Origin of the sequence: Kribbella sp. NPDC051952 (assembly GCF_040680855.1) — a bacterium.
Classification (GTDB): domain Bacteria; phylum Actinomycetota; class Actinomycetes; order Propionibacteriales; family Kribbellaceae; genus Kribbella.
Window position 1 is genome coordinate 81,146 of record NZ_JBFAXQ010000008.1, and the last position, 14,645, is coordinate 95,790.

Annotated in this window: 9 protein-coding genes; 3 read left to right on the forward strand and 6 right to left on the reverse strand. The window is 68.2% G+C overall.

Features of this window, described 5'->3' with window-relative positions; translation table 11 throughout:
• Positions 1-19: 19 nt before the first annotated feature.
• Entirely contained in the window at positions 20-931 is a 912-nt protein-coding gene (locus AB0L70_RS17145; protein ID WP_363684942.1) for a sulfite exporter TauE/SafE family protein, read from the reverse strand.
• 360 nt (positions 932-1,291) lie between these two features.
• Here AB0L70_RS17145 and AB0L70_RS17150 point away from each other — a divergent pair, with 360 nt between their 5' ends.
• Positions 1,292-3,913, forward strand: coding sequence for a family 78 glycoside hydrolase catalytic domain (locus AB0L70_RS17150; RefSeq protein WP_363684944.1), 2,622 nt, complete (start codon positions 1,292-1,294; stop codon positions 3,911-3,913).
• 18 nt (positions 3,914-3,931) lie between these two features.
• Here AB0L70_RS17150 and trmB read toward each other — a convergent pair whose 3' ends face one another.
• The gene (trmB, locus tag AB0L70_RS17155) at positions 3,932-4,627 is read right to left on the reverse strand and encodes a tRNA (guanosine(46)-N7)-methyltransferase TrmB (RefSeq protein WP_363684946.1); all 696 of its coding nucleotides are present in this window, start codon (positions 4,625-4,627) and stop codon (positions 3,932-3,934) included.
• 13 nt (positions 4,628-4,640) lie between these two features.
• Positions 4,641-7,625: a bifunctional [glutamine synthetase] adenylyltransferase/[glutamine synthetase]-adenylyl-L-tyrosine phosphorylase gene (locus AB0L70_RS17160; RefSeq protein WP_363684948.1), complete on the reverse strand. Its 2,985-nt coding sequence runs from the start codon at positions 7,623-7,625 to the stop codon at positions 4,641-4,643.
• A 204-nt stretch (positions 7,626-7,829) separates the two neighbouring features.
• On the opposite strand from AB0L70_RS17160, the gene AB0L70_RS17165 reads away from it, so the two are divergent.
• Both AB0L70_RS17165 and AB0L70_RS17170 read left to right on the forward strand, forming a co-directional pair.
• On the forward strand, positions 7,830-8,243 hold the full coding sequence (locus AB0L70_RS17165) for a hypothetical protein (RefSeq protein WP_363684950.1): 414 nt from the start codon (positions 7,830-7,832) through the stop codon (positions 8,241-8,243).
• Between the two features lie 45 nt (positions 8,244-8,288).
• Positions 8,289-8,867, forward strand: a complete 579-nt coding sequence (locus tag AB0L70_RS17170; RefSeq protein ID WP_363684952.1) for a peptidylprolyl isomerase — start codon at positions 8,289-8,291, stop codon at positions 8,865-8,867.
• On the opposite strand, the gene AB0L70_RS17175 is transcribed toward AB0L70_RS17170, so the two are convergent.
• From AB0L70_RS17175 to AB0L70_RS17185, 3 genes are all read right to left on the reverse strand, one after another.
• The gene (locus AB0L70_RS17175) at positions 8,868-12,512 is read right to left on the reverse strand and encodes a PQQ-binding-like beta-propeller repeat protein (protein ID WP_363684954.1); all 3,645 of its coding nucleotides are present in this window, start codon (positions 12,510-12,512) and stop codon (positions 8,868-8,870) included.
• Complete coding sequence (locus AB0L70_RS17180) at positions 12,509-13,588, reverse strand: HupE/UreJ family protein (RefSeq protein ID WP_363684956.1); 1,080 nt, start codon at positions 13,586-13,588, stop codon at positions 12,509-12,511. Before AB0L70_RS17180 ends, AB0L70_RS17175 begins: the two co-directional genes overlap by 4 nt.
• Before the next feature lie 85 nt (positions 13,589-13,673).
• Positions 13,674-14,642, reverse strand: coding sequence for a hypothetical protein (locus tag AB0L70_RS17185; protein ID WP_363684958.1), 969 nt, complete (start codon positions 14,640-14,642; stop codon positions 13,674-13,676).
• Positions 14,643-14,645: the final 3 nt, after the last annotated feature.

Sequence of the window (14,645 nt, forward strand, 5' to 3'; positions counted from 1 at the left end):
AGGCGGAAGAAAGGGCAGGTCAGGAGACGGTCTCGAGCTCGCGCTCGTCGTCGAGGACGCCTTCGGCCTCGGTGACCGCGCGACGGCCGGCGAACCGGACGCCGTACACGACGACGGCGGCCCAGCCGAGGACGAGAGCGCCGTACGCCGCGTACCGCGGGCCGGTGGCGACGTCGAGACCGTTCAGCAGGGTGCGGGCGTTGGTCAGGATCAGCACCAGGCCGACCCCGACGCCGAGCCAGCGGGTCGCCAGTCGCGAGACCAGCCAGGCGGCGAGCGGCGCGGCCAGGACGCCACCGATCAGCAAGGCACCGACGATGCTGAACGGCAGGTTCTGCCCACCGAGTCCGAACAGGAATCCGATGCTCGCCGCGACCGACACGATGAACTCAGCCGCGTTGACCGAGCCGACCGCGCGCCGTGGCGCGAGCTTGCCGCTGCTGAGCAGCGCCGAGTTCGCGACCGGTCCCCAGCCGCCACCACCGGTGGCGTCGATGAACCCGGCGACCAGACCGAGCGGGCCGAGGAACTTGCCGGCCGGGCGGCCCTCGACGATCGCGCGCACCTTCCCGGTCCCGAACCGGGCCAGGATGTAGACGCCGAGCAGGAGCAGCAGTCCGGCAACCCACACCGACGCGGACTCGGTCGACAGGCTGGACAGGAACGTCGCGCCGGCGAACGCGCCGACACCGCCCGGTAGGCCGATCAGCGTGACCACACGCCAGTCCACGTTGCCGAACCGCCAGTGCGACAGGCCGGAGGCGAGCGTGGTGCCGACTTCGGCGAGATGAACGGAGGCAGACGCGACGGCCGGGGTGATCCCGGTGATCAGCAGGGCCGTGCTGGCGGTGACGCCGTAGGCCATGCCGAGGGTGCCGTCGACGAGCTGGGCGACCGAGCCCAGCAAGGCGATCAGAATGAGACGACGCACGGAGCTGCTCCCACGGGTCGGGTGGAGACGCTGACAGAACGGCGGGTAGTACGCCGAAGGTCAACAGCCGGAGGAGTTCACGCGCAGCAGGTCGACGTGCCGACGACGCGTGAGAGCGTCGCCGGGCGCATTACGGGTGACCTGCATGTCTCCATGAAAGCGGACAAAGTCGAGTGACATGCTCAGGTTTCGCGATGTGAGACGACAAATCAGGAAGTGAGACAAACGATCACTTGACGAGCGCAGCGAGTGAACAGAAGGCACTGTTGATCACGGCCGGTTCTGGTCAGAGTGTTGAAAGGCCGACAACCAGCTGCCTAGGGTCCTCGGGGTGCCAAGACGAGCTTGAGGAGCCGCCTGATGCACGTGCCGGACGGATGGACGCCTGGTGGTCCACTGATCGCCCGTTCCCTCAAGACCGAGTACGCCGTCCAGCCACTCGGCACCGACGTACCCAGACCGCGGCTGAGCTGGGTCGCGACGGCTCCCGGGTACGGCGCGACGCAGACGGCGTACCAGATCGTCGTCGCGTCGACGCCGGAGCTGCTGAGCCCGGAGACCGCTGACATATGGGACTCCGGTCGGGTGGCTTCCGCGCAGACCTTCGGGATCGAGTACGACGGCCCGACGACAGCCCGGACGCGCTACCACTGGTCCGTGCGGCTCTGGGACGGACTCGACCGGAGTGGCGAGTGGTCTGCACCGGAATGGTTCGAGACCGGCCTCCTTGACGAGGGCTTCGCCGGCGCCGGCTGGATCGGCGGCACGACCGACAGCGCTCCCCTGCTACGACGCGGCTTCACCATCGACGGGACGGTGCGCCGAGCCCGCCTCTACGCGAGCGGCCTCGGGTACGCCGACCTCCGGCTCAACGGCAACGCCGTCAGCGACGCGGTCCTCGATCCCGGCTTCACCGCCTACGACCGCACTGTCCTCTATGTCACCCACGACGTGACCGAACTCCTGCAGTCCGGCGACAACGTGGTCGGTGCCGAGCTCGGCCGCGGCTTCTTCGGCCTGAACTCCCCCAACGTCTGGCGCTGGCACCAGGCCCCCTGGACCGCCGAGCCGCGCCTGATCGCGCGCCTCGTGATCGAGTACCACGACGGCCGGACGACCGAGGTGGTCACCGACGAGTCGTGGCGCATCACCGGCGGCCCCACCCTCTCGGATTCCCTCTACACCGGCGAGACGTACGACGCGCGCCGCGCCCTGCCCGGCTGGGACGCACCCGGTTTCGACGACTCGTCGTGGTCGGCGGCGACCGTGGTCGAGGCGCCGAAGGGACAGGTCAAGGCGCAGGAGCACGAGCCGATCCGGGTGACCGACACTGTCGATCCCGTCGACGTCACCGAGGTCCGGCCTGGTGTCTGGATCGCCGACTTCGGCCGGACCGTGGCCGGGTGGACCAGGCTGACCGTGACGGCATCCGCCGGTACGACGATCAGCCTGACCCACGGCGAGACGGTTGCTGATGGCAACGTGGTCGCGGAGAACGGGCACGTCGACGGCGATCGGATCCAGCGCGACGAGTACATTGCCGCCGGCAACGGCGTCGAGACCTGGGAACCACGCTTCTCCTACAAGGGCTTCCGATACGTGCAGCTCGAAGGCGCATCGGCCGAGGTGCAGATGCGCGTGGTGCACTCGGACGTTCGCACCGTGACACAGTTCGCGTCGGCGCAGGCGCCGTACGAACAGTTCGACCACGCGATGCGGCGGACGATCCTGGGGAATCTGCACGGCATCCCGACCGATACGCCGTTCTTCGAGAAGAACGGGTGGACGGGTGACGCGCAGGTCGGCGGGCCGACGATGCTGGCCATGCTCGACCTGGCCCGGTTCTTCACCAAGTGGCTCGGCGACATCCGGGACAGCCAGGCCGACTCGGGCCAGCTGCCCGTGATCGTCCCGTCCAGCGGCTGGGGTTTCACCGACCTCTCCCCCGCGACCGAATGGCCGACGGTCTATCCGTTCCTGCTGCGCGAGATGCACCGCTGGTACGGCGATGAGCGGATCCTGCGCGAGCACTGGGAATCACTCACCCGCTATCTCGCCTGGGAACTCGATCGGGTCGAGGACGGCCTGTCCGTCAGCGTGCTCGGCGACTGGCTCCCACCCGGCTACGGCAACGGCCCGGCGCCGGAAGACCGGCGGCTCACGGGTACGGCATACCTGTATCGGGCTGTTATTGCGGCGGCCGAGATCGGCGACTTGATTGGGCAGTCCAACGACTATCGCAAGGCGGCCGCCGACCTCAAGGACGGTCTGAACCGAGCGTTCCTGGATCGCGAGGCGGGCCGGTACCGATCGGCTGACGATCCGGACTACCGGCAGACGTCCAACGCCGTGCCGCTTGCGTTCGGACTGGTGCCGGATGATCTGGTCGATCGTGTCGCAGCCAACCTGGCCGCCGATGTCGAGGCCCGTGGCTTCCATCTCAACACCGGCTGCCTGGGTGTCGGCGTACTGCTGCCGGTCCTCACCGCGCACGGGTACGACGACGTGGCAACGAATGTCGCCTTGCAGCGGACGTTCCCGAGCTGGGGTTACTGGTTCGACCTCGGCGCGGACACGATGTGGGAGAAGTGGGAGGACGACTCGCGGTCGCGCAACCACTATTTCCAGGGCACGGTCGTGCAGTGGATCTACGAGAACGTCGCCGGGCTGCGCATCGTCGGCGACGGCTGCGAGCGGATCGTGATCCGGCCGGACGCGCGCAGTGAGGTGCCCTCGGCAAGCATCCGGACCGAGACGGTCCGCGGCCGGGTAGCCGTTGCCTGGAAGAAGCGGAGCCGGGTGTTCACGCTGGACATCCAGATCCCGATCGGTACGACGGCAGAGGTTCATGTACCGTCCACGGCAGCCTCGGAGGTCACCGCCGTACCGGCTTCGCTGGCGGGCGAGGCGACGTACCAGGACGGCTACACGATCTTCACCGTGCCGGCCGGGCAGTGGAGCTTCACCGGTCGGTCGGCCTAGTGCCTCCGACGCGAGGCACTAGACCTTGCTGTAGATCAGGTCCCGGACCTCACGGCCCTCGGCCTGGGCCCGGGACTCGAACTTGGTGACCGGACGCCACTCAGGTCGCGGGGCCCAGCCGTCGTACTGGTTGCTCAACTGCGGCTCGCTCTCGCAGACCTCGAGCATCCGGTCCGCGTAGTCCTGCCAGTCGGTTGCCAGATGCAACGTTCCGCGCGGCTGCAGCCGGGACGCTACCAGTGCGACGAACGGCGCGGTGACGAGTCGCCGCTTGTGGTGCCGCTTCTTCGGCCACGGGTCCGGGAAGTAGATCCGTACGCCGGCCAGTGTGCCGGGCGCGACGTGGTCACGCAGGAAGTCGAGCGCGTCGCCGTGCAGCAGCCGGACGTTGTCGAGGTCGTACTTCTCCACCCACAGCATCAGCTGCCCGAGGCCGGCCGGATACACCTCGGCGGCCAGGTGATTCACCTCGGGCATCGCGACGGCGAGCTGCGCGGTCGCGTCACCCATCCCGGACCCGATCTCCAGCACGGTCGGCGCGTCCCGGTCGAACCACGCGGGCAGATCAACCGATCCAGGCGGCAGCTCCTCGAGCCGGCGACCCAGCTCGGACCAGTGCGTCGCCCAGACACGTTTCTGCCCAACCGTCATCCGCACGCTCCGCCGGACGTGGCTGAAGACGCCTTCCTGTCTGACCTGATCCACTGCATCCACCGGCATGAGTTTATTAGTCGTCCCAGAAGAGGCGGGACACGGTGTTGTAGGCGTGGCGGGTGATGCGGAGGTAGTCGTCGGAGAAGCGGCTGGATTCGCCGGGCGGGTAGCCGCAGATGTGGGCGACGGCGGCCAGGTCGCGGGGATCGCGCGGCAGGGAGTCGCTGGGGCGGCCGCGGACGAGCATGATCGCGCTCCGGATCCGGGTCGCCATCTCCCACGCGGTGCGCAGCGTCTCCGCCTCGGTCGGGTCGACCAGACCCGCCTCGACCCCGGCGTTGAGTGCGCCGAGCGTGCGCGTCGTACGGAGTGTCGGAACGCGGTGCGCCTCGCGGAGCTGGAGGAGCTGCACGGTCCACTCGATGTCGGCGAGGCCGCCGCGGCCGAGCTTGGTGTGAGTGGCCGGATCGGCGCCGCGCGGCAGACGTTCGGCGTCGACGCGGGCCTTGATCCGCCGGATCTCCATCACATCTCGCTCGCTGACTCCGTCCGCCGGATAGCGCAGCGGATCAATCAGTTCGCGGAACGCCTGGCACAGGTCGGCATCACCACAAAGCGGATCGGCCCGCAGCAACGCCTGCGCCTCCCACACCGCGGACCAGCGCGCATAGTAGGACTCGTACGACGCCAGCGTCCGGACCAGCGGTCCCTGGCGGCCCTCGGGGCGCAGGTCGGCATCGATCGCGACCGCCGGATCTGATCCCGGCAGCGCGAGCAGGCGGCGCAGCTCGGTTGCGGCCTGGGTGGCGAAGTCGGTGGCGGCCTTCTCGTCCGCACCCGGGTTCGGCTGGTGGACGAACATCACGTCCGCGTCGCTGCCGTAGCTGAGCTCGTGACCACCGAACCGGCCCATCGCGATGATCGCCATCTTCGTCGGCTCCGGCTGTCCCTTCGCCACCGTGCGGCGGGCCACCTCCAACGCGCTGCTCAGGGTGCCGACTGCGATCGTCGTCAGCGTCGTCCCCACCGTCTCGACGTCGAGCAGGCCGGACAGATCCGCCGCGGCGACCCGGAAGAGTTCACGCCGCCGGACCGCCCGGATCGCGGCCACCGCGGCCTCGGGTGCTTCTTGGCGACGCGCGGCCGCGGACATTTCGGTCAGCAAGGCGTCTGCCGTCCGCGGCACGAGTTCGCGCTCGTCGGCGAGCATCGCGGTCGCTTCGGGTGCACGCTGCAAGAGGTCGACTGCGTACCGGCCGCTGGCGAGGAGGTGCGCGAGCCGTTCGGCGGAGGCGCCCTCGTCGCGGAGTTGGCGCAGGTACCAGGGCGTCGAGCCGAGCGCGTCGGAGATCGTCCGGAACGCGAGCAGGCCGGCATCCGGATCCGGCGACTCCGCGAACCATCCGAGCATCGCCGGCAGCAACGCCTTCTGGATCGACGATCGCCGGGTCACACCCTCCGAGAGGGCTTCGATGTGGCGCAGCGCGGAGGAGGGATCGGCGTACCCGAGCGCGGTCAGCCGCTGCTTCGCGGCCTCCGGCGTCAGCCGCACCTCGCCGCCGGGGATCCGCGCCACGGCCGCGAGCAGCGGCCGGTAGAACAGCTTCTCGTGGAGTCGCCGTACCTCGAGCGCGTGCTTCTTCCACGCCGCGACCAGGTCGGTGACCGGGTTCTTCGTGAAACCGAGCGAACGGCCGAGCCGGCGCAGATCGGCGTCGTCGTCCGGGACCTGATGCGTACGACGCAACCGGTACAGCTGGATGCGGTGCTCCATCGACCGCAGGAAGCGATACGCATCCGCGAGTACGGCGCCATCCGTGCGACCGACGTACCCGGTTGTGGTCAGCTGCTCCAGCGCGACGAGCGTCGTACCGCTGCGGACCGCCTCGTCACTGCGGCCGTGGACAAGCTGCAGGAGTTGTACGGCGAACTCCACGTCCCGCAACCCGCCGGGACCGAGCTTCAGTTGGCGATCGACGTCGGCTGCGGGGATGTGGTCGATGACCCGACGCCGCATCGCCTGGACGTCGTCGACGAAGCCCTCACGGTCGGCTGCCGACCACACGAGCTGCCCGGTCCTCTCGCTGTACTCCTGACCGAGCTTCGCGTCGCCCGCGACGGGACGGGCCTTGAGCAGGGCCTGGAACTCCCAGGTCTTGGCCCAGCGCTGGTAGTACGCGAGGTGGCTGTCGAGCGTACGAACCAGCGGGCCCGACTTGCCCTCCGGACGCAGCGCGGCGTCGACCGGCCAGAGCGTGCCCTCGCCGGTGTGGGCCGAACAGATCTGCATCGTTGCCGCGGCCAACTGTGTCGCCGTCTTGAGCGCGGGCGCCTCCGGCTCACCTTCCAGCGGCTCGGCGACGAACAGTACGTCGACGTCGCTCACGTAGTTGAGTTCGCGGCCGCCACACTTGCCCATGGCAATGATCGCGAGCCGGCAATCGGCCGCACCGGGGTGAGCGGCGAAGAACTGGTTCCGGGCAATCCGCAGCGCGGTCTCGAGCGCTCCCGCGGCCAAGTCGGCCAGTACGGCGGCGACCTCGTCGACGAGCAGCCCCTCGGCGAGATCACGCGCGGCCAACCGCAACAACAACCGGCGATACTCCACCCGCAGCGCGTCGACCGGATGCTTGGCGTCGACCGCGGTCGCCAGCTTCGCGGCAACATCCTCAACCGACGGCCTCGAGCCGGCCAGCGCAGGATCCGCCAGGTCGTACCAATGCCGCGGGTGTACGCCGAGATGCCGCCCGAGCGCCTCGCTCGCACCAAGCACGTACACGAGCCGGCGCCGGAAGCCGTCGTCCATCTCCAGCGTGCGCGCGAACGCGGCCAGATCGTACTGATGCCGGTGCAGTGCCTCGGCCATCCCGCACAGGCCCAGCAGTGCAAGATCCGGGTCTGCCGACTCGGACAGACTGGTGATCAACTGCTCGGTCGCCAAGGGGCTGTGCGGCTCGAGCAGATCGAGTTGTTCGAGCATCACTCCGGCTCGCTGGGGGTCCGCGAACCCGAGCCGGACCAGCCGTCCCTCCCACGACCCCATCCGCGCCTCAGCCACCCTTGCAGGCTACCCAAGACACGCTTGTCACAGCCGGGCGGGCCGTACATCGCGAACAGATCGCGGAGAGATTGCGGGGAATACACGGTGTCGTATAGCGGATTCACTCAGTAATCGGCATGATGGCTCTTCATGGTCATGATGACGGGGTCGCTCGCTGTTCGGGGCATGGTGGTCTGGTTGACGCCCCAGCAGGGTGGGCGAGTGTCCGGGCCGCCTGAGCCGGACTACGACTACGACTACACAGCCACCGCCTACCTACCGCCGCGGACGGCGGAGGACGGGCAGGCCGGGATCGCACTGCGCCGGTTCGCGCCGGGCGCCTGGCGGACCCCGGCCGAGGGCATTCTCGTACCGGCGAAGGGATACCGCGCCCAGCAGGTGATCCCCGGCTGCATCGTGGTGATCACCGAGGGGGTCCGACCGGTCGGCCTGCTCACGGTCGAGGAAGTTCACGCCCTCGCGGCGGACGGCACACCGGTGATCCCACCTGCTGCCGAAGAAGCCCCGGCGGGTCCTCCCCCGGACGATGGACCGTACCGGCATTCGACTGCGGCATCGCGTTGGACGTCCAAGCACGCGTCGGACGACACACCACCGCAGCCTGCCACAGTCTGAACACAATCTGTTGCAATCCGCCTACCCAATGTTAGCGTCAGCACTATGCGTCACTGGAAACGGATTGTCGCAGTCGTCCTGGTCGCAGCCGTCGCGCTGATCCTGGAGGGCTGGGCCGCCAGTGCCCAGGCCGCTCCGACGCTCTTCAAGACCTGCACCTACACGCGGGTGGGTGACGGGACCGTGCGGCCGCCGTACTCGCTGGCGCCGACGATCGGACTGGTCAAGGTGACGGTCCGTACCAATCGCGGCGACCTGGTCCTCACGCTTGATCGCCACGGTGCACCGTGTGCTGTGCACAGCTTCACGTATCTCGCGCTGAAGCGGTTCTACGACCAGACCCCGTGCCCGCGCCGTACCCGGGCGATCCTCGAGTGCGGCGCGGGCCGGCCTGGGTACCGGTTCACCCCGGAGCTGACCGGCCACGAGGCCTACAGCCACGGCGTAGTTGCCCTCAGCAATGAGGGCGGTAGCGGGAGCCGGTTCTTCCTCGTGCACACGGCGAACGGCGTACCGAAGAACTCCACCGTCATCGGTGCCGTGAGCAACGGGCTGCCGGTGCTCGACCGGATCGCGGCCTCGCCCCAGCAGCCCGTCAAGGTGCTCAGCGTCCTGGTCGGTTGATCAGAACGCGAACTGGTTCAGTACGGCGAACTTGTCCGCCGCGCCCTCGTTGGAGACCGCGACGATCCGCCGGGTGATGGTGTGCTCGCCACCGACCGGGAGGTCGAGCTTGAACTTGCTCATCGTCCAGATCGCCTGCGAATACCCTGTGAACGCTCCGCTGTCCGCGCCGTACACCAGCCCGTAGGTCTGGTTGTCCGCGCCGGTCCCCGACTGACCGATCCAGCCCTTCACGTCCGGCGTCTGGGCGAGCGGCCCACCGGTCGTGACTGGAGCGTTGCCGGCGACGGCCGAGCGCGAGCCCGCGCCGTCGTGGTCGAGGGCGTCGCCGGCCCACACCGTCAGCGGCGCACCCGTTGCGTTGGTGAAGGTCGTTGCCGCGGCGATGAACTGCTCGTCGGCGGTCGCGGTGTACGTCGTGACCACCTTGAGGTTCGCGTTCTCCACCGACGTGCCGGTGACCTGGACGACGGCCTTCTCGCCGGTGTTCTCGACGATCCGGACGTCGGTCGAGCGGACCTGCGTCTGCTGCCAGGCACTGCCGCCGGTCGGCTCGGTGGTGGTCACGTACGGGAGGTTGATCCAGTCCAGCTGGTCCGGCTGCCCGGTGATCGCCATGTCGACGACCTTGCCGGGCGTGGACGGGCTCAGCTGCGAGTCCTGGAAGACCTTCGCGACCGTCATCGCCAGGTGCTTGTTCTCGATCACGATGTCACCGACGCCGCCCTCGACCAGACCGCTCGGCAGACGCTTGCCGATGCTGGCGTCGACGGTGACCGGAGCCACCTCGAGGTTGGCCTGATACGTACCGCTGTCGCCGGCCTCGACCTCCTTGGCCGCGGTCCCGAACCCGAGCTGGGCAACCTGGACGGTGTACTTGCCCGCACCTTGCGAGAGCCCGACCTGGTAATTGCCGGAGGCATCGGTTGTGGTGCGGCCGATCGCCGTACCGTCCCGGACGACGAGAACCGTGCTGTTCGCCACCGGTGCGCCGGTGCTCTTGTTGGTGACCTTGCCGGAGACGAGCGGCCACGGGTTGGCCGTCGTACCGCCCGGGGTGAAGGCGTACAGGTTGCCGTCGAACGCGCCGGCGACCACGGTGTTGCCGCTGACCGCCGGTCCGGCCGACACCCAGGTGCCGATGTCCTGCGACCACAGCGGCTGGCCCGTCCGCGCGTCCAGCGCGTAGAACCCGCCGCTGTTGGCGCCGACGAACAGCGTGTTCCCGGACAGCGCCGGTGAGGTGAAAGAACCACCCCGGTACAGCGAACCCGGCAACAGCTGGTCCCAGATCACCGCACCCGTGGTCGCGTTCAACGCGGTGACCGCGCCGCTCGGGAAGGACATGTAGACCGTGTTGCCCTTGATCGCCGCGGCGGCCGGGGTCGCGCCGCTGCTCACCAGCGACGAGTGCGAACTGGTGTAGGACCACAGCGTGGCACCGGTCGCGCCGTCACGAGCCACGATCCCGTTGTTCGAACCGATGAACACCTTGCCATCGGCCGCCGACGGGATGCCGTCCTGCCAGCCGCCGAGACTCTCGGTGGCTTGCCAGACCTTCGCGCCGGTCTTCAGGTCGTAAGCGATCACCCGGTCGGCGGTTTCGTTGCCGACGTACACACGTCCGTCGGAGACAGCCGGCGTGCCGTCACTCATCGTTGCCCCGGACATCGGTGCGGCCCACACCCGCTGGCCGGTCTTGGCGTCGAGGGCCAGCAGCAGGCCGGTCGCCGCCTCGCCGAAGCGAGTCTGGTACGGGAACAGCACTTTGCCGTCGGCAACCGTCACGCCGTAGTACCCGTAGGTGCGCTGGTTGTTGCCCTCCGGCGCGGCCTCCGGGTCGTGCCGCCATTTCAGCTTGCCGGTCTTGGCGTCCACGGCGAAGAGCGTGCCGCGCAGCGTCGGGACGTAGACGAGACCATCTGACACCGCGACGCTGCCGTGGACCGACGACGGCACGGTGTAGCTCCACAGCTTCTTGCCGGTCGCGAGCGAGACCGCGTGGACCGCGCTGTTGCCGTCACCGTTCTCGTCCCGGGTTCCGGCGTACACGATGCCGTTGACGATCGCTGGCGAGCCGGTCAGGAAGGTGCCCTTGGTCCGGAAGGACCAGGCTAGCCGCTGGCCGGCGGCGATCGCGTCGGTGGCGACCCCGTTGTGCGAGGCGTCGCCGTGGTGCTGCGACCAGTTCGCTCCGGCGATCGGCTGGATCGCCTTGCCGGTGGTGAAGGTGAAGTCCGACGTACGGGTCCAGGTCGCGCCGGTCTTGTCCGCTGCCTCCACGACGAGCTTGTGCTTGCCGGCCTTGGTACCATGCGGCAGGTCGCCGTACCAGGTGAACTCTCCGGTCGACTGCAGTGCGCGCCACGCGCCGTTGTCCAGGCGGTAGCGGACCCGGACGGGTGCGTCGGTGGTGTCGTACGCGTTCACCTGGATGCCGGGGAAGCGGTCCAGCGGGACCGCCGTATCGGGCGCCGGTGAGACGACGGTCAGATCCTTCTCCGCGCCGTAGATCCGGAACGGGTTGTCGAAGGCCTTGTTGTCCATGTGCACGAACCGGAACCCGCGCGGCGAGTTGTCGATCGTGTACGAGCTGGACACGGTCTGGATGTGCTTCGCGGTGCCGGCGAAGTCGCTCTTCGGCTCGACGTCGTTGGAGTGCTCGTGACCGACCAGGATCAGCTCGGCGCCGTACTGCTCGAGCACCTTGCCGTACTCGTCGTACACCGACGGCGAGCCGAACGGGACGTTCATCGGCTGATGCGTCAGTACGACGAGATGCTTGCCCTTCTTCATATTGCGGGCGAGGTCGGCCTTGACCCATTCGAGCTGCTCGGCGAACGGCGCGGCCCCGTTGTTCTCCAGCACCAGGAAATGCCGGTCGCTGTAGTCGAACGAGTACCACTCCGGGCCGACGTGCTTGCGGTAATTGTTGATCCGAGCCGCGTACGTCGCACCCGCGGCGTACTCGTGGTTGCCGACAGCCGGCCAGACCGGGACCTTCGAGTTCGCAGTGCTCTTCTTGTAGAACTCGAACTCCGCGTCGGTTGCGCTGTTGGTCAGGTCACCGCTGACCTGGATGAACGCGAGCTTCTGCTGGGTCGAGTTGACCTCGGCGATCTGCTCGGGCAGTTGCGCGTTCACATGCGGGTCGGCGACGTTGGCGAAAGTGAACCCGCCGTTCGCGGACGACTTGTCCTTGCGGAGGCCGAAGTTGACCTCCTGGGCGGCGCCGTCGGTCAACTGGCCGAGGTTCCGGAAGAACTTCGGCGTCATGTTGTCGTCGGTGCCGACGGCGTAGCCGGCCGGTTGGGTGACGAAGACGAGGTCGGTGTCCCGACGCTCGACGTCGGTCTTGAACGTGTACTGCCCCTTGGCGTCGGTGACGACGCTCTGCTGACCGTCCGAGACGCTGACGCCGGGGATCCCGGCCTCACCGTTGTCGATCCGGTTGTCGGCGTCCTTGTCCTCGAAGACCGTGCCGGTGATGGTGGCGCTCGGCCCGTCGACGGCGTCCGCGACTACGCCGCTCAAAGGCACTGCGACCACCAGGACGGCCAGTCCGGCGGTGACGCCGTACAGGAGTTTGTGCCACCTCGTGGTGGCGGTGGATTGATCGTTCGACCTGCGTGACAGGCGGATCATGCCAGGAAGAACCTCTCTACGAACCAGAAGAGACCGAAGGCGGCGACGACCCCGGTCGCCGAGCGAACCACCGGGACCGCGACGCGGGTCCGGCGGATCATCAGGACCAGCGGGAACACGGCGAGCAACAGCAACGCCTGACCCACCTCGATGCCGACGTTGAAGCTCAGCAGCGAGACGAGCAGTTCCGGACTGGCCTGATCGGTGATCCGCAACGACCCGGCGAACCCGAGACCGTGCAGAAGACCGAAACCGAAGACCACCGGGAGCCGGTGGCGGGTGGAACCGAGCAGGTTCTCGACCGCGACGAAGGCGATCGAGAGCGCGATCAGCGGCTCGACGATCACCGCCGGTACGGCGAGTCCGCCCAGCAGGGTGGAGACGAGCGTGACGCTGTGCGCGACGGTGAACATCGAGATGACCTGGACGAGGCCGCGCAGGCTGCTCGCCCCGAGGATCAGCGCGACCACGAAGAGGACATGATCGAGACCGAGCAGGATGTGCTCGACGCCCATCTTCCCGAACTGCAGGCTGGAACTCGCCATCGTGTTGTCGCCGACGCTGAAGTCGTGATGCGAACGGTCGAAGACGGTCCGACCGTGCTGGTTGGCGAAGTCGTACTCGACCAGGTTGGTGTGATCGTCCGCGACCGCCTCGGCGGTGTCGAAGACGTCGTACTTGAGGCTGAAGGTTCCGGTTGAGCCGGGGCATTCGAACACCAGGCCGAGCTCGGCGTACGCCTTCGTGGCTCGCTGTCCGACCGAGGTGGTCTCGAGCGCGGACTCACAGGCCGCGCCGTCGACGGAGACGACGACCCGGTCGTGCAGGTACTCGCCGATCTGCTCCTTGGCATTGTCCAGCGCCTGCGCGCGCTGCCCGTCATCCGTCCCCGGGCCACCGAGCTCCACGGCTCGACCCAGTACGTCGTACTCCAGGCTGAGCAGCCAGGTCACGCGGTTGCCGTCCTGGTGCACGGTGGAATAGCCGGTCGATGCGATCACGTGAGCCGAAGCCGAGGTGGCTCCGGGCAGGAACAGCAGGACGGTGAGTCCGGTGACCACCAGGAGGCGCCGCATGAGGCTAGATCCCACGCGATCCTGGCAACCATTGGATGACGGCTCAGGAAACTATTTGCCGCCATGACGCGGCAAATCGCCGTGTCTACCTCTCCCGGGGCTCTCGGTCGGACGGACCGCCTCGGCGCCGTGTCGGCGTCGTACTGCTGGTCGCCTGGACAACTGCGGGTGACGCGGATGGTGCGCTGAGCCGGATCCGCGCGTCGGTGTCGTGCAACCACCGCTCGTAGGTGGCCAGCGGGACGAGCTCGCGGAGCGTCGCGCGGAGGACGGCGGCCGGATCGTCGGTGACGCCTGGCATCGCCTCCTCGACGACGATCAGGTCGCGGATGTCGCTTGCGTAAGACCGATCTCCCTCCGGTGGGAACCGGAAGAACTCCCGCAGTAAGTCGTTGTGTTCGGTGGTGCCGAGCGCCGCCAAACGTGCTCTCTGGACATCACTCATCGACTCGAGGTGAAGGCGGTACGGACCGTCGAGCCGCGCGACCGCGGCCACGGAGTCCGGGTAGCCCTGCCGGGCCTTCCACTCCGTCACCGTGAGCGGATCCTGGTTGTCGTACCCAGGGTCGTAGACCATCGGCACGGGCTCGCCACGGTCGGCCGGCGCATGAAACCGCACGGCCGCGAAGTGATTCCCGAACTGCTGCCCTGGCTCCGTCGTATCCGCCAACCACCATCCGTTGTCGGTGTCGACGTGTTGAACGTGCACACCAGGACCCTGGACGCCCTGTTCGGCCCGAACCCGGATGCTGCCGTCCAGCACGACTTCAGCGTCCTCGGTGTCGACCACACCAGGATGATGGTTGAGCCGGGTCTGGAACGAGGACCGTGAGAACGCCGACTGCTCCCTGCGCATGACCTGCCCGGAGGCGTACGCCCGTTCCATCCCCTCGACCGACATATCCGGAACGAGGTTGGCGGCGATCCCCAGCGAATCCGCCGACTCCCCCGCCACCAACATGCCGGCAACACAAGCGACCGCCTTCATCCGGCAGGCAGCCACCAGCTCGTGCCCCAGCGGCAACTCCACGAGTCTGCCCAGGAGATCGTCCACCGG

Bases quoted from the DNA above. Each gene is read 5' to 3' on its own strand.
- AB0L70_RS17170 (WP_363684952.1), top strand. From the start codon at position 8,289: ATGCGTCACTGGAAACGGATTGTCGCAGTCGTCCTGGTCGCAGCCGTC.
- AB0L70_RS17175 (WP_363684954.1), bottom strand. From the start codon at position 12,512: ATGATCCGCCTGTCACGCAGGTCGAACGATCAATCCACCGCCACCACG.
- AB0L70_RS17180 (WP_363684956.1), bottom strand. From the start codon at position 13,588: ATGCGGCGCCTCCTGGTGGTCACCGGACTCACCGTCCTGCTGTTCCTG.
- AB0L70_RS17150 (WP_363684944.1), top strand. From the start codon at position 1,292: ATGCACGTGCCGGACGGATGGACGCCTGGTGGTCCACTGATCGCCCGT.